This is a genomic window from Aquirhabdus parva, from assembly GCF_003351745.1.
Taxonomy (GTDB): domain Bacteria; phylum Pseudomonadota; class Gammaproteobacteria; order Pseudomonadales; family Moraxellaceae; genus Aquirhabdus; species Aquirhabdus parva.
Genome location: NZ_CP031222.1, coordinates 1821155 through 1842275 on the forward strand (window position 1 = coordinate 1821155; position 21121 = coordinate 1842275).

The window sequence follows — 21121 nt, forward strand, 5'->3', positions numbered from 1 at the left end:
TGACACTATGTTTTATAGTCTACGCCTATACTCTTTCTGCAATACCCAAGTCACGTTTGCAAGTTGTCATCCCTTTATATTTTTACAGAGACTTCGTGTAATCTTCAGGTTTAAATTTTAATATTAAAAGCAGATTACACCCGTTTTGATTTATGTTCACAGTGCAAATCATCACTATATTTTTCAATAAAAAAAACAGTATAAACTTCAAACATTAGGATCTTATCTAGACAAGGGAAATTCAACATAATGATCGAAACGCAAAGTACAGAGCCCAAAGCCCCGTTGATTAATGGCCGAGCTATAGACTGGATATTATTCCTGCTTGCAATGATTTCATTAGGTCTACTCATTTGGCAAAATTTCGCACATGTGAGCCAATTTGAACTTATGATCATTAGGTTGACTGATTATTCAGTGTGTTCAATTTTTGCCGCTGAATTTTTTTGGCGCTGGTTAAAGGATGGCTGGACTCTTAAGTACCTCGGTCGTAATTGGTATGCCATCTTGGGGATGATCCCCATTTCTAACTCTATAATGCACCCTTACCCTTGGTTACGTGCATTGCTCATTCTTGCACGATTTGGACGTGCGATTGATCGTATTCTTGGAGAGGGTTTCACATATCGTTTAGTGAATCGTCTAAAGAATACCGTGGTTAATGCGATTAGTGGTCTAGTCACTATTGCGGTACTGGATCGGGTCGCAGATGTTCTAGTCAAGGGCACTTATACTGACAATATTGCACGTGCCCTTGCCGAAGATGAAGGACTATTGCGAGCAATGGTCTTGGAAAAGTTGAAGTCAGATCCGCAAACGGGTCGTTTATCTTGGCTACCCTACCATGATGAAATTGTTGAAAGCGTGATCAATGCGGTTTTGAGAGTTACAGAAAGCATTTTAAAAGATTCACGTACTGATGCACTGGTGTCAAACATGCTCCGTGTAAATGTTGAACAACTTCGAGCTGCGATTGATGCACAAGAACAGGAGAAGGAAAGTGATTAACCTATAATGATTAAAATTTATAATTAGACCCACTTCCAATGGGTCATCTTAAAAATTATAAAACTAGTGACTGATACCTAAAGTCAGAACAAATTGCTTGTAAAATAAACTCAACGGAATGAAAATTAAGCAAAAGATCAATAAAGACCAAAGATTTATCAAATTAGTTCTTTTTTCTGTTGCGTCTGGCGTATATTTTCCCTAGAATCTCGCACCACGACAGGCGTATAGCTCAGCTGGTTAGAGCACCACCTTGACATGGTGGGGGTCGCTGGTTCGAGTCCAGTTACGCCTACCAAATTTGGTAGATAAAATAGTCACTTAGTGTTAATTCGCTAAGTGGCTTTTTTGTTTTCTGCGTATTTTCTGCGAATTAATTATTTGTTATATCCCTTTCTAAAAGTTAGAAATCATGGATAATCTAAACAAACTCTGCTCAAATACCACCCATGATCTCTACACGCTTGGATAAAAAAGCTCCTATCTAAGAATAAGAGCTCTCGGCTAGGCTTGGACTATTTTATTTCACCTTGATTATGTAATAGACATAAGCATTTACTGGACGGGATTCAGTTCCGCCTGCTTCAGCGGTATGAGATGCCCCAAACTTATTGTTATATGCCGCATCCCAATGAGTATCAATAGAGATAGCCTCTCGGGGGCCGTTAGATCCACCGCCAACAATAAGGCCATGGTAATGTGTTAAGTTCGCAGAAGTTTGGAATGTACCCGGTCTGTTTAAGGTATTCGTGGTATCAGAATTCACTCTTATTCTATTTGCTACGTCTGGATCTCGAAACGCATCAGCTCTTTCTGCGTTCACGCCTCGTAAGAAAACTCCTCTTAAATCTGGAAGGTTAAAGTAATCACTTGAGTCACCTGAATCTTTGTTCCAATATTTTCCAAGTCTGGATTGCAATACAGAATAATCGCGTTTTAGTAATGATTTGCCATCACAAATCATCCAGTTACTAGGTAGCTGGTTGTCAATGCCTGGCCACATCATGATTGCACCTATAGGGATATTTTCTGGGCTGTCGCGATTGGTGTCGGTCGGAGCTGTTCTATTTGTATTTGGCATATTTTTATCCTTTTATTTTGTCACTCACACATCAAAATTAATGTGTAATGCCTATATAATCTTTGAATAAATATTGGTCAATATTTTTTTTGATATATTATTAGAAAGATATTATCGGGTATAGTGACAAAATAATGTGCGCAAACTACGAACCTATCCGTCCTTCAGAAATCATAAATCTAGGTTTGGTTCAACCAAGGTTTGACTTCGTCAAAGAAGCCTACCCCGCTGATCTATGCCCTATTCTCATATCCGGGCTTCAAGATGATTTCGAATGGCGACAAGCTCTGTTTGGCTTAGTACCGGAATGGGCAGAGACAATAAGTTTTTCTAAACATACCTACAATGCCCAGCTTGAAACAGTAGCGACAAAACCTAGCTATCGTACAGCATGGAGAGAGAATCAATATGCACTGGTTCCAATGCATTCATTTTTTGAACCATCTTACGAGACTGGCAAAGCTGTTCGGACACGGATTGAGCGCCAAGACCATGAGCCCTTTACTGTTGCCGCTATATGGGATCATTGGTCAGATCACTTTAGAGCGTATGCAGTAAATATGGAAAAACTGCAGTTTGCATTGGTATCGTGGCACGTCCACAGATGAAAACGAACATGAAGCAGGGCAACCGCTCTCCTAACTACCTATCAAATATTAATGAAGTACCTCGAGCGAATTAATGAGAAAGCGGAAATACTCCTACGGTCAATGGATGAAATTACCAACAGTCGTGCTACATTAGGAATATTGAGAATAACCAAAGCTTTAAAAGGGATTACATTGTGCCATTAACAATTTCAACTGCAATAACAACACATTCACCTAATTTTGATTGGACAATATTAATTCAACCTACCGCTACAATAATAACAGGTTGCCTCGCCATCTATGCTGTTGTTTGCAGTCAATGGCGGTTAGATGATCGACAAAGAGTAGATCACCAACAAGATGAAATGATAAAGTCCAGAGAACGCTTCTATGATAAAAAAGAAGAACTTGTTTCTGAACTGAGTAATTTACAATTTGTAGTGACCAATCTCACTAATGCTTGTTCAAAGTGGATTCGAGGAAGCGGAAAATTTGAAGTTGTTCATCAAACATATCTAGATTCAGTCAGAATCAATGCAAAAATATCTTTGCTTGTGAAAATTTATTTTGAACACCTTTTAACAGCTCAAACTAACCTAATAAATAGCCCTTTTTCCAAACTTGCTGGTCAATTTTGAAAAATAATGGAAGGAATAGATCCTACCTCAGCAAAACCATATTTATCTGATTTCCATAAATATTGTAGACTAACCGTTGAAGGCGGTGTTGAATTCGAAAATACAGTCTTAAAGGACAATACTACTCAAGACTCTCTTTTTAGTGAAATTTCTAAGAAAAATGGAGGATGACTTTGATATATCGAATCATCTCATTAAGCTGCGAAGCTTTCCAATTGTAAAACTTGTTAATAAAAGCTCATAAGGATGGAGATATATTCTTGATGGAAAACCAAGATATGCCGATCAAGGATCAGGCAAAGAGACTGCAGCGCACCGAGGATGAGATCACCGATCGGTGCGCTACATTGGGTATCTTAAGAAGGGCTAAAGCTGTTATTCGTCTTTCAGAAAAACATTGATTTATTAATATAATTTTATTCTAATTGAATTCTCGAATTCTCCTAACACAGCATAAAAATGTCTCCCACACTATCGCATACAATTACTCATACAACGACGACATCTATCTCTTCCTTCGATTGGACCATTTTTGTAGGTTTGGCTGCAGTAATCGCTGTTTTTTACACTCAATGGCGATTTGACGCACGTCAAAAAAAGGATCACAAGAAAGAATTGCTACTCAAGAGGTATGAAATATTAGTACTAAAACGACACAATATATTGGAACATATTGTCAATTCAACTAAATCAATTTTACTCATAACATCATTAATTGATAGTTTAAATGATTCTGAAAACGAATCAGAAATTAGAAAAACTATTGAATCAGAATTATCCATTCATGTTATTACTTATTTTGAATTACTTTATTTAATTAACATGTATCTTCCTGATATTAATATTGAAAATCTAAAAGATTCTCGAAGAAATTTTGAAAATTCATTTAGAGTATTTATGAATTCTGATAAAAAATTAAACGCAAAAGATAAATTTGAAGACGTAGCAATCACATGTATAAATGAACACCATATGATCGCATCAAAAGTTATTGAAGCAAGTAGATCTAATGATCTAAAATTATTAAAGGAAAATAATTTAGATTAGTCTAAATAAAAGTTGATGGGTAGGCTAACAATAATTGGAGCGTAAACTATGGGCGAATGGTCAGAATACTTTGAGGATTTTCCAGAAGAGAATCCTGCGAACCAACAACTTAAAGATGCAAGAAGTCCAATATCGAATTTGGCAACCGCGATCAAACAGCCTAAAGGACAAAATCAGAGTGAACTAGATGCTTTAATTAAGGCTAATAAAGCATCTTTTATAAAACCTAAAGTTAAAAATAAAAGATAAAACTATTTAATGAATTTATAAGCCTGCAACAGCTTTAAATCATATTGATTCTTGGCAAAATCTGGTCCGTTGTATGAACGAGCAAACCCAGCCCAGTCATGACGATTCAATGAAGAAACCAACTTATTCACCTTGATATATCTAATCATCGCATCAAGTTGGCTCGCTTCATCTTTGTACATTGCGTTAATAAATACCTGCAATTATATATATTCAGCTAGTGCCTCATTGACATTGTGGGGGGCGCTGGTTCGAGTCCAGTTACGCCTACCAAATTGGGTAGATAAAATAGTCACTTAGTGTTAATTCACTAAGTGGCTTTTTTGTTTTCGGGGTTCATCGGAGGTATTTTCTGGGAATTAATTGTTAAACTTACATGGGGTGTAAGAGGTAGAGGGTTCGAATGCTTTCATATACTCACCCCCGCTCGAAGCCTTATTCGCCTTCCACTAGGATCACTCAATTTACTGAGTTAGAGCATCGCTAACGGATGATTCCGTGGCACCTTAAACCCTGCTGCATTTCGATGACCGCCGCCACCAAACTCAGCGGCAATCACTGCCACATCAAGACCGGCATCATTTGATCGCAAACTAAACGCACGATGATCCTTTGTATCGGTATAGCAGGCGGCAAATGGATGCCCTTCTGACAAAATGTGACCTGCGTCGCTGCTAAAGGTAAACGGAACATTAGCCGTAGGCACGAGATGACCAGCAATCTCCATTGTGCGAGTAACTTGATCAAGTATGTCCCGTAGATCCTTACGCTGCTTCAATGCCATCGCATTACCGGCCTGAATAGCCACATTTAAGTCTTTGCTAATGACCTGATCCAATTTATCCCAATTTTCAAAAGTTTGATCGAAGGCAAACACATAAGAAGTAATTTCGCGGGTGTGATCTAGTTGGAACTGCCACAAATCGCGGTCTTGAACGTATTTAACCAACAATGGCGAATCTTCTAATGGGTATAAATAATCCCAAGCCAATTGTGCTCCACTGCGGTTATTGTCTGTGAACCACTCTAGATCTTCTAAACCTGCCAAATCTTCAAGAGCAGTCTTATGATGGTCAATCAGCACAACTTTCGTAGCAATGCTGATCATGGCCTCGACAACTGCACGTTTATAGCTAAAATCGACAAGGTAAACGATACGATCAGTTGCATCAGGTGGTGCTTCCGAAAACACACCCGGATGAAAATCAACGCTATTTCCGAACTTCTTATAAAACACCCATGCAGCTGTAAAGCCGTCGGCACATTTGCCATGGTAAATAACTAGTGGTTTGGTCAATTCAATTCCCCTCAATCTTATTTCGATTGTACTGGTAAGGGGGCTTGATGAATACACTAGCGGTTTAATAATCAAAAGTACCCCATTTAAAATTGTTAAATGGTTTTTTTATTACGAATTGTAAAGCCAGCATCAGTTCTGAATAAAACCATTTAAGTGACAAAATTTGTTATTTGTTGACATTTGCAAGATTCGGTTTAGCCCGTTCTAAACCTCATTGATTTCTGTGAAAGATGTTACTTCATCTAAAAAATTAGAAAATAATTTACAAAAACAACGTTCGTCACTCATAACATACCGCTCACCCAAATTTTCAAAAGATAGGCATGGTTTATGCTTCTGCTGAGTGTATTTTAATCAAAACTCATCCAATTTAAGGATTAACCTGATGGCTAAAACGATACAGACAGACTTTGACCCCATAGACCGAAACTCAACCATGGACCAGTTTCTGAAAGACAACCAAGATCTTTCGTTAGAAATTCTGGCAGAGATGCTACAAAGACCAACATCCGAGATCCGCCGTAGACGCCAAAATCTAGGCATATTTCGTAATACGCGGATTATGAACTTGCTTCCTTCTCTCTGAGCTGAGAGACCATATTCAACAATGGCTTTAAGCAATGTAATATCAAAGAGTCACACGGACGTTACTCTTTACGCCATCTTCTCACGATCATCATCATCTCTTTTATCGATTCTTTTTCAGAAAATAAATCTGGGCTATAGCGCGCGGTACGATAAATAGAGGCTATTTTTTTAGCCTGGTGTTCATATCCTGCAAGCTCAACACGCTTTAACCATTGCAACATGCCTTCATGATCATTTCGAGCCAATCCTTGCTTGTTCAGGCGACGCGATAAGTTGATCAAGGGGATATCGAGTGGATGCCACTTTGGTCGTTTGCGACGCAATTGCACGAAAACCACAATAGCTAATACCAAAGCAAAAATCATAAACATCACAAAGATCTGCATCACTTGTGAACGCAAGCCTAAAAATTTAAATAAAAAATCGTTCTGACGTGTTTGATCAAAACCGACGACATCTCGTTGCCATAAGTATTTTGCATAGTCCACCCACTGACGTGCCTGCCCAAAAAACTTAAATTGGTTATAGCGAAGTGTCCCTGCAAGCCCATCTCCGAACATGGTCGGGTTTTGTGAGGTCAGCGCGCCCATACCGCGTTCAATGCGATCAGGAGCAATCGCTGCAGTTGGGTCATAACGAACCCAGCCTCGCCCGGTAAGCCATATTTCACTCCAAGCATGAGCATCCATCTGCCGGATCTCTAGGCTATGGCCATCCCGACCTAGCTGGCCGCCCTGATAACCCACTACCACTCGCGCAGGAATGCCTGCTGCACGCATTAGAAAAGTAAATGCCGAGGAGTAATGCTCGCAAAAACCACGTCTAGTTTTAAATAAAAATTCATCAATTCGATCACCACTTAGTGGTGGTGGTTGTAAGGTATAAACAAAATTCTCATGCCTTATCCAATTTGTCACATAACTGGCATAGAGTTCTGGGTTTCCATTAGCTTGTTTAAATAAATTGTGTGCAAAAGTACGGCTTTGTGGATTCCCATTTTCTGGAAGCTGCAAAGTATCTTGTGCTAACCACGCCGGCAAGTCTGCATCTATTGTCTGTGTATTAAAACGCAAAAGTTTGTAAGTTGTTCTTTGTCTGATGTCATCGGATGCTTGAACCGTATATTCACGCGTTAAGCCGACATCCGAATCTTCTCCAACAGGAAAATTCAGTGCAAAAAGCCAAGGCTGTTGCGTTGGTTCTACAGTAATAGAATATTTTGTTGGTTCACGAGTCTTTAAAGTTACCCCGTGGGCAAGCCAAGGAGGAATCGACTGAGTCCCCCATTGGGTCGCTTTTAACCGTGCATCTTTCGTCGGACTCCATGTTCTTCCATCAAAAGTACCTAGTACAAGACCACGCCAATAAAGCTCAGCATTAGCGGGGATAGGACCTTGGAATACCGCACGAAATGCGAGTTCAGTGGATTGACTTAAATTTGCAATGTCACCAGGTGACATGCTGTCACTCATTCCCGTCTTAGCCTGATCTTGGTTCAAATGAATGGACCAGATTGGGGATATCCTAGGGAAAAAAATGAACAAAATAACCATGAGCGGTACGGCAATGCTTACTATAAAAAAAATAGTTTTAAGCGCATGGTAATGGCTAACGCCGCTCACATCCGTTCGAATAACTTGTATTGATTGTGACTCATTAACGACGATATTCTGCATCATCATCGCATAGAATATGCTGCAGGTTGCCAATACGACCAAAACTGTGGTCATAAGCCCTTGATCAAATAAAAATAACCCAGCAGTAACAAACAATCCTAACGTCAATACAACATAGGCATCACGGCGCGTATTCACCTCAAATAGCTTGCCCAACAAACAAATTATTAAAAACGCAGTGCCGGCTTCTAGTCCAAGTATCGTATGAAAAGTCTGAAAAATTCCAAACAACCCTGACAAGAAAACAACCCCTTGCAGTATCTTCTGCATGCGCAGAGATAGTGTAAAAAGACGCTGATGAACAAAAGACAATTGTATAAGAATAGAAAAAATAGCGATCAGTAAAAGCCAATAAGGTAAATGTTCTGCGTGTGGCAAAACCACAAGAAGTTGAACAAGCATGACAATATCTTTGGCGTTCAATCGCATCACTGAATCTCCGCGAGCAAACGTAATGCCATAGCTTGGTGAGCGAGCCCCTGCCCCAGAGGAAGTGAGCGACCTAAGACTTTTAATTCAAAAGCGATCTGCTCATCAGTCATCTTCTTAACCCAATATGCGAGTTTTGACAATCGTAGCTCATGTCCCCCGTACATATCCTTATAATCAAGTATTTGCTCTCGACTATGTGCATCCGAGAATTGTTTGGTATAAGTTCCTTGGCCACGTGCAACGTGTGTCCATGAAACTCTAGATAGCGATTCACCGGGCACAAACTCTCTGAGATCATCAAACTCGCTGGATCCTGCTACACGCATAACGGCTTCATCATCCTCGTCTGCCATCGCGCTTTCGCCATGCAGAATTCCTGCAATTGGTTTAGGGGATACCCAAGCCGCCAGATTGAAGCGGACATAGGTCCATGCCCTTAAAATCCCTAGTGGATAGACGGTTGCGACGCGCAGTCGTGGTGGTAAGAAACGTCCACGATCAGGCGTTGATAGTGTGAAGCTTAATAAAACTGGACGATCCAAGTGTTCGATGATTTGATGCTGATTATCCCAAACCAGTTGGATTTGGTAAGGAAACTTTCGACCATGGGGAGTCAAACGAATTCGATACTCCGTATACCCACCTGCTTCACTGTCAGTTGCATCGACGGCTTCAAGAAGTAAACCAGATAAGTTATTGAACGTATAATGGATGGTTACAATGACAGTGCTGCCGAGGAAGAAGCATAATCCTAAAACAAGATTGTTCGCATAATTGACACCCGCGATAAAGATAGCCAGCATCATGAGAGTAAGCAAACCGCCTTCTTTAGTTAAAAAGATAAAAATTTGCTTTTGAGTCAGTTTGATTTGCTGAATAGCCGGCAAACGTCTGTTTTGCCAAGCTTGAGTTTTTTGTTGAAACCATCCCTGAACAGCCATGAATCATCCATAATGTTTAATTATTCGATTTAAATAGTCGATGCATCCGCATAATAAGGTGCATCAACTTTAACGTTCCTCTCGATATTTAGAGCAATTGGGCTTAATGCGTTGCCTGTCCTCGTATTTTTTGTATTAACGCCACGATGGCTAATACAATAGCGCCTGCGATCACCCCAAATAAACCATTTAATCCAGCCTCAACAATACTTTTCACAGGTCCACTAATCTCTCCAATATGCTCAATCCATGTGGGTATGGCATGGAGATTTAGACTATGCATGCCGTGAACAAGGATGCCTCCTCCCACTAAAAACATTGCAATAGTTCCCGCGACAGATAAGAATTTCATCAGTTTGGGTGCTGCAGCGATAAGGACATGACCTACGGCTTGCAGTGATTGGTTTTTCTTTTTCTCAAGGTAAAACCCAAGATCGTCCAATTTAACAATTCCTGCGACAATGCCATAAACCCCAATCGTCATCACTATAGCCACCAGTGACAGTACCAAAGCTTGCTGCAACAGTGTTGCACCAACTGCCATCGTCCCTAGTGCAATCACTATAATTTCTGCTGATAAGATAAAATCTGTACGAATGGCACCTTTGATCTTATCTTTTTCATAAGCAACCATATCTACATTTTTATCGAGAAAAGCTTCGACCAAGGCTTCCTTTTCTTGCTCGGGGTGATCTGAAGTATGCAGTAATTTATGGGCAAGCTTCTCTACGCCCTCAAAACACAAATACAAGCCACCGAGCATCAGGAGCGGAGTAATCAATACCGGTAACAAAGCACTAATCACGAGTGCCATCGGAACGAGAATAAGTTTATTAAGCGCTGAGCCCTTAGCAACAGCAAACACGACAGGTAATTCCCGCTCTGCTCGAATACCGTGCACTTGCTGAGCATTTAATGCCAGATCATCTCCTAAGACACCCGCAGTCTTTTTTGCGGCGACTTTGGTCATCAAAGCAACATCATCTAAGATTGTTGCGATATCATCAATTAATGCAAATAAACTACTGCCCGCCATGTTCTTTCCTAATAAAGTTTAAAGTTTATCTAAATTTTAGTTATTTCTTAAACAACTACTGCGACTTGTTTTAAAGTCTGACCCGCAGGTGATACACCCGCAACTATGCCACCCAAACGATGATCTGCGACGGCCACAAAAACAGCTTGAATATCCTCGGGTACCGTATAACTTCGGCCAGCAACAAATGCATATGCCTGTGCTGCGCGTTTTAATGCAAGGACGCCCCGCGTCGATAGACCAGCATGTTGACGTGACTCTCGTGTTTTTAGCACTAAACGCTGGAGATAATCTAAAACGGGAGTGGCGACATGAACCTGCAATACCGCCTGCTGCCAATTGATCAATGTCACTTGCTCTAGCAAAGGTTGCATCTGGGCAAGTAGCTTTCTTCGATCTACACCGAGGAGTAAATCACGCTCTGCTTGTTCCGATGGATAGCCTAAAGACAAACACATCAAAAAACGATCCAGTTGCGACTCTGGTAATGGATAGGTTCCTGCTTGCTGCATTGGATTTTGTGTTGCAATGACAAAAAAAGGTTCTGGCAATAGTCTTGTCTGCCCATCTTGCGATACTTGACGCTCTTCCATTGCCTCAAGCAGTGCGCTTTGTGTTTTTGGACTCGTACGATTGATTTCGTCAGCAAGTAAAACCTGAGTGAAAATTGGGCCTGGGCGAAACTCAAAGGCCTGCTTTTCTGGATTAAACATTGAAAAACCAAGAATATCCGTCGGAAGCATGTCACTTGTGAACTGTACACGACGGTAATTCAAGCCTAATCCTCGAGCTAAACTTTCAGCGAGCGTCGTTTTCCCCATACCGGGTAAATCTTGCAGGAGTAAATGGCCGCCAGCAAGTAAGCAGGTCAGAGACAGTCTAATTTGTTCAGGTTTATCTAGAATAATATGACCCAAAGCGGTGAGCACTGACTCTATCAATGGTTTAGCTTGTTGAATGATCGTGTGAGCACTTTGATCTGCCGTTGCGGACGGGTGCTTTTGGACAAATTGATCGACTGTCACGAAGTGGATATCCTTATGATTACGTGAATAGTATGACTCTAGTCTAACTGAATCTACGCCTTTCATATATCCATTAAATCCCCTTAGCTTGTAAAAATAAAAGAAGGCACTCTACTTTCCAAAGTAGAGTGCCTTCTTAAAAATTTACCCAAGATACGAACTGTTAGGAGTTCGAATCTTTAATGGAAGTTATTGCTTGTCGATTCGCAATCCTAGCATGCGTGGTGAATTGCCACGCAAAATTAGCACACCCACTACGCCTTGTTTTGGGAGCGCACGTTGCGCTTCAATAAATGCCGAGAGATTAGAGGTCGGACGGTTATTTAAACGTACGATCACATCTCCCGGTTGTAACTGTGCACGATCAGCGAGACTGTCTGGCTCAATGGCATCAATCACAACACCTTTAGCTGGAGCATCCGTTCTTTCCTTATCATTCATTTCCCGGACCTTTAGACCCAATGAACCTGCACTGCTTGCCGCATTAGCGACCTTCTCTGGAGAGTCATCGTCTTCGGTTGCAGCTTTTAATTTTGCATTCAAGGTCAATGGATTGCCATCACGTTGTATGCCTATCGCTACAGTTGCACCAGGACGAGTACGATTAATACGATTTACCAGATCAGAAGCTCGGCTAATCGGTTGATTATTATAGGTGAGGATAATATCCCCATCTTTAATTCCCGCTTCGCTTGCCGCAGATTTGGGTGATACCTTGGTCACTAACGCGCCTTCCGGTTTAGGGAGGTGATAAACCTCCGCAAGGTTACGATCGATATCTTGCGGATAGACACCTAAGTAAGCACGAGAAACCTTACCGCCGCCTTTCAACTGATCGGCAATATCAATGGCAACATCAATCGGGATTGAGAACGATAGCCCCATATAACCGCCAGTACCACTAAAAATCCGAGAGTTAATCCCAACGACTTCGCCTTTTTGGTTAAACAGTGGTCCTCCAGAGTTTCCTGGATTTAAGGCCACATCTGATTGGATAAATGGCACCGCACTATCCGCAGTCATTGAGCGCGATGTGGCACTGACAATACCAGCAGATGCTGAATAATCAAATCCAAAAGGCGATCCAATCGCGAGTACCGGCTCACCAACACGGAGGGCATCGGAATTACCAATTTTTAAGGACGGGAAATTTGTGCCTTTCACCTTTAAAACGGCAACGTCAGTGCGTTCATCACTACCCACAACCTCGGCATCGATTTCGCGACGATCACTCAAAGTGATAGTGACTTTCTTCGCATCATCGACTACATGACGATTCGTCAATAAATATCCATCTGGGCTGATGAAAAAAGCACTGCCATAAGATTTTTGTTCTGTTTGAGGTTTAGGTTGATTTGGGATTACGATCTGATTGCCGAAAAAACGCTTCAGCATCTCGGGTAACTGCTGCTGCATCTGCTCTTCTTGAGTTAATTTTTTTGCGACTGTTACTCGAACTACTGCGGGTGCCACATTCGCGACTAAATCAGAGAAATCAATGGGCGCAGCTGCTTGTGTTGTTTGTAAAAGCACCCCACCCATGGCACTCGTCAATACAAGCCCTTGAAATAAACGATACCCCATTTTTTTTGAACCTTGACTTTCCATTACTTCCTCACCTGACTGAACCAAATATTAAGCTAATCTTCAATCGAAAACATGGGCTTTGGGCATCCATTGCCGCAAATTCCTTTGAATAAATGACGTTAAAAACAACATATTGCAGTTTGTTTTTTACCATAGCTGCTTTGCTTTATCTGTTAGCAATCGTTGCTTCCTGTGGTATTAATTTCAATGCAATACATGCAAAATGTAAAATACTCCTAAACTTGGTCAAAATTCATCAACATTCTGATCTATACTTTTGTTTGATTAGGTCCAGAATGACAGCCTCATGATTGAGCATATCTGCTAAAAATGTGCCCCAACTGACAAAAAATACCAATTATTGCAATGACTCAAACGTTTCCCCCCTTGCACAGAGGCCTTAATTCTTCGATACTCGCGCTCTTCTTTAGAATTTTAAAGGTAATTGTCGTCCGTGAGCATGACTAAAACCAATAGTGCCGCTAACTCAGCCCCTGCAGCGGATACATCTGCACCTATCAGTCAATCAACAGATCTCAATTTTGATGTCATCATTGTTGGTAGTGGTGCGGCTGGGCTCACGCTTGCACTTTCTTTACCTAGTCATCTGCACGTCGCCGTCATGGCAAAAGCGCCGCTCACAGAAGCAAGCACTTATTACGCACAAGGTGGTGTCGCTGCGGTTTTAGATGAAACTGATTCAACGGAAAATCATATTGAAGATACATTGATCGCAGGCGCAGGATTATGCCACCGCGACGCTGTAGCATTTACCGTTGAAGGCGGTCGCGCAGCTGTTGATTTCTTATTAAAACAAGGCGTTCGTTTTACTTTAGATGAAGAAGAACAACTCCATCTCACCCGCGAAGGTGGACATTCACATCGTCGAATCATTCATGCTGCAGATGCAACCGGAATAGCCATTTCAACGACTCTGATTCGTCAGGTGAAGAAGCGTACCAATGTAACGATATTGACAAACCATGCTGCAGTAGATGTGATTACCAGTGATAAGCTTGGCTTAGGTGGTAAAAATCATGTAGTTGGTCTCTATGCCCTAGACATGACCACCAATAAAGTTAAAAGTTTTCAAACCCGCTTTATTGCCTTAGCCTGCGGTGGTGCAAGCAAATCTTATCTTTATACCAGTAATCCAGATATCGCAACCGGCGATGGAATTGCAATGGCATGGCGTGCGGGATGTCGTGTTGCCAATATGGAGTTTAATCAATTCCATCCAACTTGTTTATACCATCCTGAAGCCCGTTCTTTCCTAATCACTGAAGCAATGCGCGGTGAAGGCGCTTATTTGCGCTTACCGAATGGCGAACGCTTTATGCCCCGGTTTGACGAGCGTGCTGAGCTTGCACCTCGTGATATTGTTGCTCGCGCAATTGACTATGAGATGAAGCGTCTAGGTGCACGCCATTTGTACTTAGATATCAGCCATCGTCCCGCTGACTTTGTTAAAGGTCACTTTCCGATGCTCTATGAGCGTTTGTTAGAACTCGGTATCGATATCACGAAAGATCAAATTCCTGTGGTTCCTGCTGCACACTATACCTGTGGCGGAGTGATGGTGGATCTGAATAGTGAAACTGATATCTCAGGTCTTTACGCGATTGGTGAAACCTCTTTCACTGGGCTACACGGTGCAAATCGTATGGCCAGTAATTCATTGCTGGAATGTTTTGTATTTGGTGCAAGCGCAGCACGCCATATCACTCAAAAGCTCTTAGAGCAGGATGTTGAGCCGAATCTTGTCGAAGTCCCGCGCTGGGATGATTCTCGTGTACAAAATCCTGATGAAGACGTTGTCATTTTGCACAACTGGGAAGAATTGCGTCACTTCATGTGGAACTATGTGGGTATCGTACGCACGACAAAACGTTTAGAACGTGCACTGAATCGTATTCAAATGCTCAAGCATGAGATTGAAGAGTACTACTCTAGTTATATCATGAGTAAAAATTTGATTGAACTGCGTAACCTTGCATTAGTCAGTGAAATGATTGTGCGCTGTGCATTACAGCGTAAAGAATCTCGTGGTTTGCATTACACCTTGGACTATCCTGAGCTTTCGACTGAGATTAAGGACTCTATTCTTATCCCCCCTGATTTTACTGCAGGCTAAAGTTGATGCTCAGTATCTCTGGTATCAAAAATGAGATACCAAATACTGAGCATTTCGACTCATTTTCAATCATTCATTCTGTTACCCAAAAGCACATTATTTTCTTCGCTTAATATTGTATCATTCACTATATTATTAATAGTTGAAGCGAACTATGAGCACTCTTGCAGATGTAGCATTCTCAATGTTGGACTTGGTTCCGATTCAGGATCACGGCACCGTCAAACAAGCTATCGATAACTCCCTTAATCTTGCACAGCACCTTGAAAGTTTGAACTTTAAGCGTTTTTGGCTCGCAGAACATCATAATATGGATGGCATTGCCAGTTCTGCCACAGCGGTGCTCATTGGGCATATTGCGGGGGGGACTAAAACCATTCGTGTGGGTTCTGGTGGTGTCATGCTACCTAATCATGCCCCTCTTATTGTCGCTGAAAATTTTGGTACGCTTGCTGCACTCTACCCTGATCGGATCGACTTAGGGATAGGTAGAGCCCCTGGTGCCGATCAAATAACGATGCGCGCCCTACGCCGTGGATTGGTAGACGCAGATGACTTTCCAAACCAACTGAGCGAACTGCGGGCTCTACTGGCGCCTGTGCAGCCGAATCAACGGCTTATTGCCACACCGGGAGCCAATAGCAATGTGCCGATATGGCTACTCGGTTCTAGTCTTTTCAGCGCACAACTTGCAGGCCAATTAGGACTACCCTATGCCTTTGCTTCGCACTTTGCGCCGCGTATGTTACACGAGGCCATTCATATCTATAGATCTCACTTTACGCCATCAGAGACATTAAGTAAGCCGTATCTATCTTTAGGCGTACCATTGATTGCCGCTCCCACTGATCAAGAGGCGGAGTTCTTAGCAACCACCAGTAAACAACGTATTCAAGCACTCTTCAGCGGTAAAAGCTTGAGATTAAAGCCACCGATTGAAAACATGGGTCAAATTTGGAATTCGCATCAAGAACAAATTGCGGTTGAATCATTTTTAGCGGCAGCAGTGATTGGAGGACCGTTAACGGTCAAAACCAAACTGGAGAAGTTCCTCGCAGAAACGGGAGCTGATGAGCTCATGTTTGTCAGTGATATCTATGATTTTGAATTACGGAAAAGATCTTTTGATATCGTGAATGCGTTGAAACAGGCTTAACGACCTATTTATCATCTTTTTTAGCAGTCTTAAAACATAAAAAAAGACACCCGAAGGTGTCTTTTTTTGAACTTACAATCTACAAGAGATTAAGCAAGAACGTTAGCAACTACACCCGCACCAACAGTACGACCACCTTCACGGATCGCGAAACGTAGACCTGGGTCCATCGCGATTGGGTGAATCAGTTCTACTGTCATTTGGATGTTGTCACCTGGCATAACCATTTCTACGCCGTCTGGCAAGCTGATTGCACCAGTTACGTCCGTTGTACGGAAGTAGAACTGTGGACGATAGCCTTTCAGGAACGGTGTATGACGACCACCTTCATCTTTAGACAGAACATAAACTTCTGCTTCAAATTTGGTATGTGGTTTGATTGAACCTGGTTTCGCCAATACTTGACCACGTTGTACGTCTTCACGCTTGGTACCACGGAGCAATACACCACAGTTCTCGCCTGCACGACCTTCGTCGAGCAATTTACGGAACATTTCAACACCAGTACAGGTCGTTTTTACGGTGTCTTTGATACCAACGATTTCAATTTCTTCACCAACTTTGATGATACCTGACTCTACGCGACCGGTTACAACGGTACCGCGACCAGAGATCGAGAATACGTCTTCGATTGGCAACAGGAATGATTTGTCGATTGCGCGTTCTGGTTCTGGGATGTAGCTGTCCAGAGTTTCAACCAGTTTAAGAACTGATGCAACGCCGTAAGGACCTTCACCACCGTTCAACGCTTCGAGTGCTGAACCACGGATGATTGGGGTGTCATCACCTGGGAAGTCGTATTTAGACAACAGGTCACGCACTTCCATTTCAACGAGTTCAAGCAACTCTTCGTCGTCTACCATGTCACACTTGTTCAAGAATACAACGATGTATGGCACACCAACTTGGCGTGACAACAGGATGTGTTCACGAGTTTGTGGCATTGGACCATCAGTTGCTGAACATACAAGAATCGCGCCGTCCATCTGAGCAGCACCAGTGATCATGTTTTTAACATAGTCAGCGTGGCCTGGGCAGTCAACGTGTGCGTAGTGACGGATTGGGCTGTCATATTCTACGTGTGCAGTGTTAATGGTAATACCACGTGCTTTTTCTTCTGGTGCTGAGTCGATTTCGCTCAATGCTTTGACGTCACCGCCGTAAGCTTTTGCACAGTTCAAGCTGATCGCAGCAGTCAGAGTGGTTTTACCATGGTCAACGTGACCGATGGTGCCGACGTTAACGTGCGGCTTGTTACGTTCAAACTTGGCCTTGGCCATAATATTCTTCCTTTTTTCATTAACTCATCAAAAATGATTCGTTAAGCAATTTAACTATTAGATAAATAATCAGGTTAAGCTGACGTGAGTCAGAGCATGCCGTAGTGTAACGCGGCTTTCTAACATTTCAATAGAAACATGCTATCGAACACTAGAAAGCCACATCACAATCCAACTTACTCTTCGTCGTCTGCACCTTTCTTACCGCCCGACGCAAATTTCGCGATGATGGCATCAGCAACGTTACGTGGGGTTTCGGCGTATTTAACAAACTCCATTGAGTATGTTGCACGACCTTGCGACATAGAACGCATCGCTGTCGCATAACCAAACATTTCCGACAGTGGCACTTCCACGCGAATTTGCTTAGTACCGCCAGGAAGATCATCCATACCTTGGATCACACCGCGGCGACGGTTTAAGTCACCCATGATGTCACCCATGTAGTCCTCTGGGGTTTCAACTTCAACTTTCATGATTGGCTCAAGCAGTACTGGATCCGCTTTCATGAAACCTTGGCGGAACGCCATCGAACCTGCCATTTTAAACGACAACTCGTCAGAGTCGACATCATGGTATGAACCGTCGAACAATACCGCTTTAACACCAACAACTGGATAGCCTGCAAGAACACCATTCTTCATGCGTTCTTGAATACCTTTATCAACTGCACCAAAGAATTCTTTTGGTACAGTACCACCAACAACTTCTACCGCATACTCATAGTTTGCGACTTCGGTATCAAGTGGTTCAAGACGCAAGTAAACGTGACCAAACTTACCACGACCACCGGTTTGACGAACAAACTTGCCTTCTTGTTCTACGGTCTTGCGGATCGTTTCACGATAAGCAACCTGTGGTTTACCGATGTTTGCTTCAACACCAAATTCACGCTTCATACGGTCAACGAGAATTTCCAAGTGAAGCTCACCCATACCCGCGATGATGGTTTGGCTTGATTCTTCATCAGTCCATACGCGGAATGATGGATCTTCTTTTGCCAAGCGACCCAGAGCGATACCCATTTTTTCTTGGTCAGCCTTAGTTTTAGGCTCAACAGCAAGAGAAATAACTGGCTCAGGGAACACCATACGCTCAAGGGTGATGATGTGGTTTTCATCACACAAGGTATCACCAGTGGTTACGTCTTTCAGACCTGCAACCGCAGCGATATCACCTGCACGGATTTCTTCAACATCTTCGCGATCATTAGCATGCATCAATACGATACGGCCAACACGCTCTTTCTTCATTTTTACAGGGTTCCAAACAGCAGAACCTGCTTTTAGAACACCAGAGTAAACACGAATAAAGGTTAAAGAACCCACGAACTTATCGTTCATGATTTTGAACGCAAGTGCTGCAAATGGTTCATCATCAGATGCAATACGCTCACCAATGGTTTCGTCTTTGTCATCAAGGATACCTTTGATGGCTTCAACGTCGCCTGGTGCTGGCAAATAACGAATAACTGCGTCAAGCATCGCTTGAACACCTTTGTTCTTAAATGCAGAACCGCAAAGCATTGGCTGAATTTCACAGTTGATGGTACGAATACGCAGTGCTTCATGAATTTGGTCTTCGGTTAGATCACCGTTTTCCAAATATTCATTCATCAACTCTTCAGACGCTTCAGCGGCTGATTCAACCATTTTTTCGCGCCATTCAGTTGCAACATCAACCAGATCTGCTGGGATATCGCCATATTCAAACTTCATACCTTGTGAAGCTTCGTCCCAGATGATCGCTTTCATCTTGACCAAGTCAACGATACCTTCAAAGGTGTCTTCTGCGCCAATTGGAATCGCGATAGGTACTGGATTTGCACCCAAACGCGTTCTCATTTGTTCAACAGCACGGAAGAAGTTCGCGCCAGTACGGTCCATTTTATTTACGAACGCAATACGTGGAACTTTATACTTGTTCGCTTGACGCCAAACAGTTTCAGACTGTGGTTGTACGCCGCCAACTGCGCAATACACCATACATGCGCCATCCAACACACGCATTGAACGTTCAACTTCGATCGTGAAGTCAACGTGTCCTGGTGTATCGATGATGTTGATACGGTGTTTAGCAAAGTTGTTTGCCATACCAGACCAGAAACAAGTTGTTGCTGCAGAAGTGATGGTAATACCACGTTCTTGCTCTTGTTCCATCCAGTCCATGGTTGCTGCACCTTCGTGCACTTCACCAATCTTGTGGCTTACACCTGTGTAATACAACACACGTTCAGTCGTGGTTGTTTTACCCGCGTCAATGTGCGCGGAAATACCGATATTACGGTAGTGTTCTAGGGGGGTTACGCGTGCCATGATGTGTTCCTAAGTGCTTTCTTAATGATTCAATTTGATTCGATTGTACAAAAAAGTATAAACAGGCTGCAGTGATCTGCAGCAAAACTAATCCTTATGAATTAGTTTAGGCACGCTGAATACCCGCAAATCTCCCACTGGCTAACAGTGCAACGTTTATGACAAAACGTAAGCAAGCTACACGCATCATATTCTCCTGCTTTGGCCTCTAAACCAATGGAAGTTAATTGGGGGCTATCTGGAAAATTAACAGTCTTGGAAGACTAAAATTTTCTCAACAACCTGTTTAATCCACTTAAAAAATAAACGCTGCGGAGAGCAACGTTTACTTGAAAAGCGGCGGTTCTTTAAAATGCAAACCTTAAAAGCAACGCACCCGTTAGAAACGATAGTGCGAGAAAGCCTTGTTCGCTTCTGCCATGCGATGCACGTCGTCGCGTTTTTTCATAGCAGTGCCTTTGCCTTCAGCAGCATCCAACAGCTCGCCTGCAAGGCGCAGAGCCATGGTTTTTTCTGAACGCTTAACAGCAGCTTCAACCAACCAGCGCATTGCTAGGGCTGTACGACGGGAGGGACGTACTTCCATAGGTACTTGGTAAGTTGCACCACCAACACGGCGTGCTTTTACTTCGACCATTGGGCGAACTTTTTCAAGGGTATTCTCAAAAAATTCAACCGGATCGGTCTTTGCTTTTTCGTTGATACGCAGCAATGCACCGTAAACGATACCTTCTGCTACTGATTTTTTACCATCTTCCATTACATGGTTGATGAATTTTGCCACTGTCTGGCTGCCGAATTTAGGATCAGGCAGAATTTGACGGGCAACGACGGAACGACGTCTTGGCATGATACAAACCTTTTATGACACTTCAGGGATACCCAGCAGATTGCGCATGGTGTCTTGCTGCGCGGTTCGCTGGCCTTACTACATGCTCTGTCACAACCTTTAACTTTCAAAAAACACTCAAAAAGCATTTACATCAAAAATCAAATTCGTAAAAACAGCGCTTCATTACTTAACTATTGCTGATTAAT

19 protein-coding genes, 1 tRNA gene and 2 pseudogenes are annotated in these 21121 nt (G+C 42.5%); 11 read left to right on the plus strand and 11 right to left on the minus strand.

From position 1 onward, the window contains the following. Positions 1–249: 249 nt before the first annotated feature. Both HYN46_RS08135 and HYN46_RS08140 read left to right on the plus strand, forming a co-directional pair. Positions 250–1008 carry an ion transporter gene (locus HYN46_RS08135; protein WP_114898916.1) on the plus strand — a complete coding sequence of 253 codons (759 nt, stop codon included), beginning with the start codon at positions 250–252 and terminating at the stop codon, positions 1006–1008. Positions 1009–1229: 221 nt separating this feature from the next. Further along, a tRNA-Val gene (locus tag HYN46_RS08140) sits at positions 1230–1306 on the plus strand. Positions 1307–1528: 222 nt separating this feature from the next. On the opposite strand, the gene HYN46_RS08145 is transcribed toward HYN46_RS08140, so the two are convergent. Beyond that, complete coding sequence (locus tag HYN46_RS08145; protein WP_114898917.1) at positions 1529–2089, minus strand: phage tail protein; 561 nt, start codon at positions 2087–2089, stop codon at positions 1529–1531. A gap of 134 nt (positions 2090–2223) precedes the next feature. Here HYN46_RS08145 and HYN46_RS17605 point away from each other — a divergent pair, with 134 nt between their 5' ends. The 6 genes and pseudogenes from HYN46_RS17605 (at position 2224) to HYN46_RS08170 (ending at position 4613) form a co-directional block, all read left to right on the plus strand. Continuing rightward, the gene (locus HYN46_RS17605) at positions 2224–2697 is read left to right on the plus strand and encodes an SOS response-associated peptidase family protein (RefSeq protein WP_114898918.1); all 474 of its coding nucleotides are present in this window, start codon (positions 2224–2226) and stop codon (positions 2695–2697) included. Next, positions 2655–2771 (plus strand): annotated as a pseudogene (locus HYN46_RS17610) (hypothetical protein); the annotation flags it as partial. The gene HYN46_RS17605 and the pseudogene HYN46_RS17610, both read left to right, overlap by 43 nt. 102 nt (positions 2772–2873) lie before the next feature. After that, a complete protein-coding gene (locus HYN46_RS17250) occupies positions 2874–3317 on the plus strand; it encodes a hypothetical protein (protein WP_162818127.1) in 444 nt (147 codons plus the stop codon). Positions 3318–3580: 263 nt separating this feature from the next. After that, a complete protein-coding gene (locus HYN46_RS17255; protein WP_162818128.1) occupies positions 3581–3718 on the plus strand; it encodes a hypothetical protein in 138 nt (45 codons plus the stop codon). Positions 3719–3776: 58 nt separating this feature from the next. Next, positions 3777–4364: a hypothetical protein gene (locus HYN46_RS08165; RefSeq protein WP_114898921.1), complete on the plus strand. Its 588-nt coding sequence runs from the start codon at positions 3777–3779 to the stop codon at positions 4362–4364. A gap of 48 nt (positions 4365–4412) precedes the next feature. Further along, positions 4413–4613: a hypothetical protein gene (locus HYN46_RS08170; protein WP_114898922.1), complete on the plus strand. Its 201-nt coding sequence runs from the start codon at positions 4413–4415 to the stop codon at positions 4611–4613. 2 nt (positions 4614–4615) lie between these two features. Here the strand turns inward: HYN46_RS08170 and HYN46_RS08175 are convergent. Further along, positions 4616–4816, minus strand: a pseudogene (locus tag HYN46_RS08175) (N-acetylmuramidase domain-containing protein); the annotation flags it as partial. 269 nt (positions 4817–5085) lie between these two features. Beyond that, entirely contained in the window at positions 5086–5910 is an 825-nt protein-coding gene (locus HYN46_RS08180) for a DHHA1 domain-containing protein (protein WP_114898924.1), read from the minus strand. 388 nt (positions 5911–6298) lie between these two features. Here HYN46_RS08180 and HYN46_RS08185 point away from each other — a divergent pair, with 388 nt between their 5' ends. Continuing rightward, on the plus strand, positions 6299–6499 hold the full coding sequence (locus tag HYN46_RS08185) for a hypothetical protein (protein WP_114898925.1): 201 nt from the start codon (positions 6299–6301) through the stop codon (positions 6497–6499). Positions 6500–6560: 61 nt separating this feature from the next. Here HYN46_RS08185 and HYN46_RS08190 read toward each other — a convergent pair whose 3' ends face one another. The 5 genes from HYN46_RS08190 to HYN46_RS08210 form a co-directional block, all read right to left on the minus strand. After that, positions 6561–8600, minus strand: a complete 2040-nt coding sequence (locus HYN46_RS08190; protein ID WP_162818129.1) for a transglutaminase family protein — start codon at positions 8598–8600, stop codon at positions 6561–6563. Positions 8601–8605: 5 nt separating this feature from the next. Beyond that, entirely contained in the window at positions 8606–9550 is a 945-nt protein-coding gene (locus tag HYN46_RS08195; RefSeq protein WP_114898927.1) for a DUF58 domain-containing protein, read from the minus strand. 103 nt (positions 9551–9653) lie between these two features. Next, positions 9654–10586 (minus strand): DUF808 domain-containing protein, encoded by a 933-nt coding sequence (locus tag HYN46_RS08200; protein WP_114898928.1) that lies wholly within the window; start codon positions 10584–10586, stop codon positions 9654–9656. A gap of 47 nt (positions 10587–10633) precedes the next feature. Continuing rightward, complete coding sequence (locus tag HYN46_RS08205) at positions 10634–11611, minus strand: AAA family ATPase (RefSeq protein ID WP_407640780.1); 978 nt, start codon at positions 11609–11611, stop codon at positions 10634–10636. 189 nt (positions 11612–11800) lie between these two features. After that, entirely contained in the window at positions 11801–13153 is a 1353-nt protein-coding gene (locus HYN46_RS08210; RefSeq protein WP_114900682.1) for a Do family serine endopeptidase, read from the minus strand. Between the two features lie 505 nt (positions 13154–13658). Between HYN46_RS08210 and nadB the strand changes: the two genes are divergently transcribed. Beyond that, on the plus strand, positions 13659–15332 hold the full coding sequence (gene nadB, locus HYN46_RS08215; RefSeq protein WP_114898930.1) for an L-aspartate oxidase: 1674 nt from the start codon (positions 13659–13661) through the stop codon (positions 15330–15332). Between the two features lie 154 nt (positions 15333–15486). Next, a complete protein-coding gene (locus HYN46_RS08220; RefSeq protein ID WP_114898931.1) occupies positions 15487–16488 on the plus strand; it encodes an LLM class flavin-dependent oxidoreductase in 1002 nt (333 codons plus the stop codon). Between the two features lie 89 nt (positions 16489–16577). Here the strand turns inward: HYN46_RS08220 and tuf are convergent, their stop codons facing one another. The 3 genes from tuf to rpsG form a co-directional block, all read right to left on the minus strand. Continuing rightward, the gene (gene tuf / locus HYN46_RS08225) at positions 16578–17768 is read right to left on the minus strand and encodes an elongation factor Tu (protein ID WP_114898932.1); all 1191 of its coding nucleotides are present in this window, start codon (positions 17766–17768) and stop codon (positions 16578–16580) included. A gap of 176 nt (positions 17769–17944) precedes the next feature. Continuing rightward, positions 17945–20083 carry an elongation factor G gene (gene fusA / locus HYN46_RS08230; protein ID WP_114898933.1) on the minus strand — a complete coding sequence of 713 codons (2139 nt, stop codon included), beginning with the start codon at positions 20081–20083 and terminating at the stop codon, positions 17945–17947. Positions 20084–20462: 379 nt separating this feature from the next. Then, positions 20463–20933, minus strand: a complete 471-nt coding sequence (gene rpsG / locus HYN46_RS08235; protein WP_114898934.1) for a 30S ribosomal protein S7 — start codon at positions 20931–20933, stop codon at positions 20463–20465. Positions 20934–21121 lie beyond the last annotated feature (188 nt).

Coding starts and splice junctions, on each gene's coding strand:
- HYN46_RS08135 (WP_114898916.1), top strand. CDS start 250: ATGATCGAAACGCAAAGTACAGAGCCCAAAGCCCCGTTGATTAATGGC.
- HYN46_RS08145 (WP_114898917.1), bottom strand. CDS start 2,089: ATGCCAAATACAAATAGAACAGCTCCGACCGACACCAATCGCGACAGC.
- HYN46_RS17605 (WP_114898918.1), top strand. CDS start 2,224: ATGTGCGCAAACTACGAACCTATCCGTCCTTCAGAAATCATAAATCTA.
- HYN46_RS17255 (WP_162818128.1), top strand. CDS start 3,581: ATGGAAAACCAAGATATGCCGATCAAGGATCAGGCAAAGAGACTGCAG.
- HYN46_RS08165 (WP_114898921.1), top strand. CDS start 3,777: ATGTCTCCCACACTATCGCATACAATTACTCATACAACGACGACATCT.
- HYN46_RS08170 (WP_114898922.1), top strand. CDS start 4,413: ATGGGCGAATGGTCAGAATACTTTGAGGATTTTCCAGAAGAGAATCCT.
- HYN46_RS08185 (WP_114898925.1), top strand. CDS start 6,299: ATGGCTAAAACGATACAGACAGACTTTGACCCCATAGACCGAAACTCA.
- HYN46_RS08195 (WP_114898927.1), bottom strand. CDS start 9,550: ATGGCTGTTCAGGGATGGTTTCAACAAAAAACTCAAGCTTGGCAAAAC.
- HYN46_RS08200 (WP_114898928.1), bottom strand. CDS start 10,586: ATGGCGGGCAGTAGTTTATTTGCATTAATTGATGATATCGCAACAATC.
- HYN46_RS08210 (WP_114900682.1), bottom strand. CDS start 13,153: ATGGGTGGGGTGCTTTTACAAACAACACAAGCAGCTGCGCCCATTGAT.
- nadB (WP_114898930.1), top strand. CDS start 13,659: ATGACTAAAACCAATAGTGCCGCTAACTCAGCCCCTGCAGCGGATACA.
- HYN46_RS08220 (WP_114898931.1), top strand. CDS start 15,487: ATGAGCACTCTTGCAGATGTAGCATTCTCAATGTTGGACTTGGTTCCG.
- tuf (WP_114898932.1), bottom strand. CDS start 17,768: ATGGCCAAGGCCAAGTTTGAACGTAACAAGCCGCACGTTAACGTCGGC.
- fusA (WP_114898933.1), bottom strand. CDS start 20,083: ATGGCACGCGTAACCCCCCTAGAACACTACCGTAATATCGGTATTTCC.
- rpsG (WP_114898934.1), bottom strand. CDS start 20,933: ATGCCAAGACGTCGTTCCGTCGTTGCCCGTCAAATTCTGCCTGATCCT.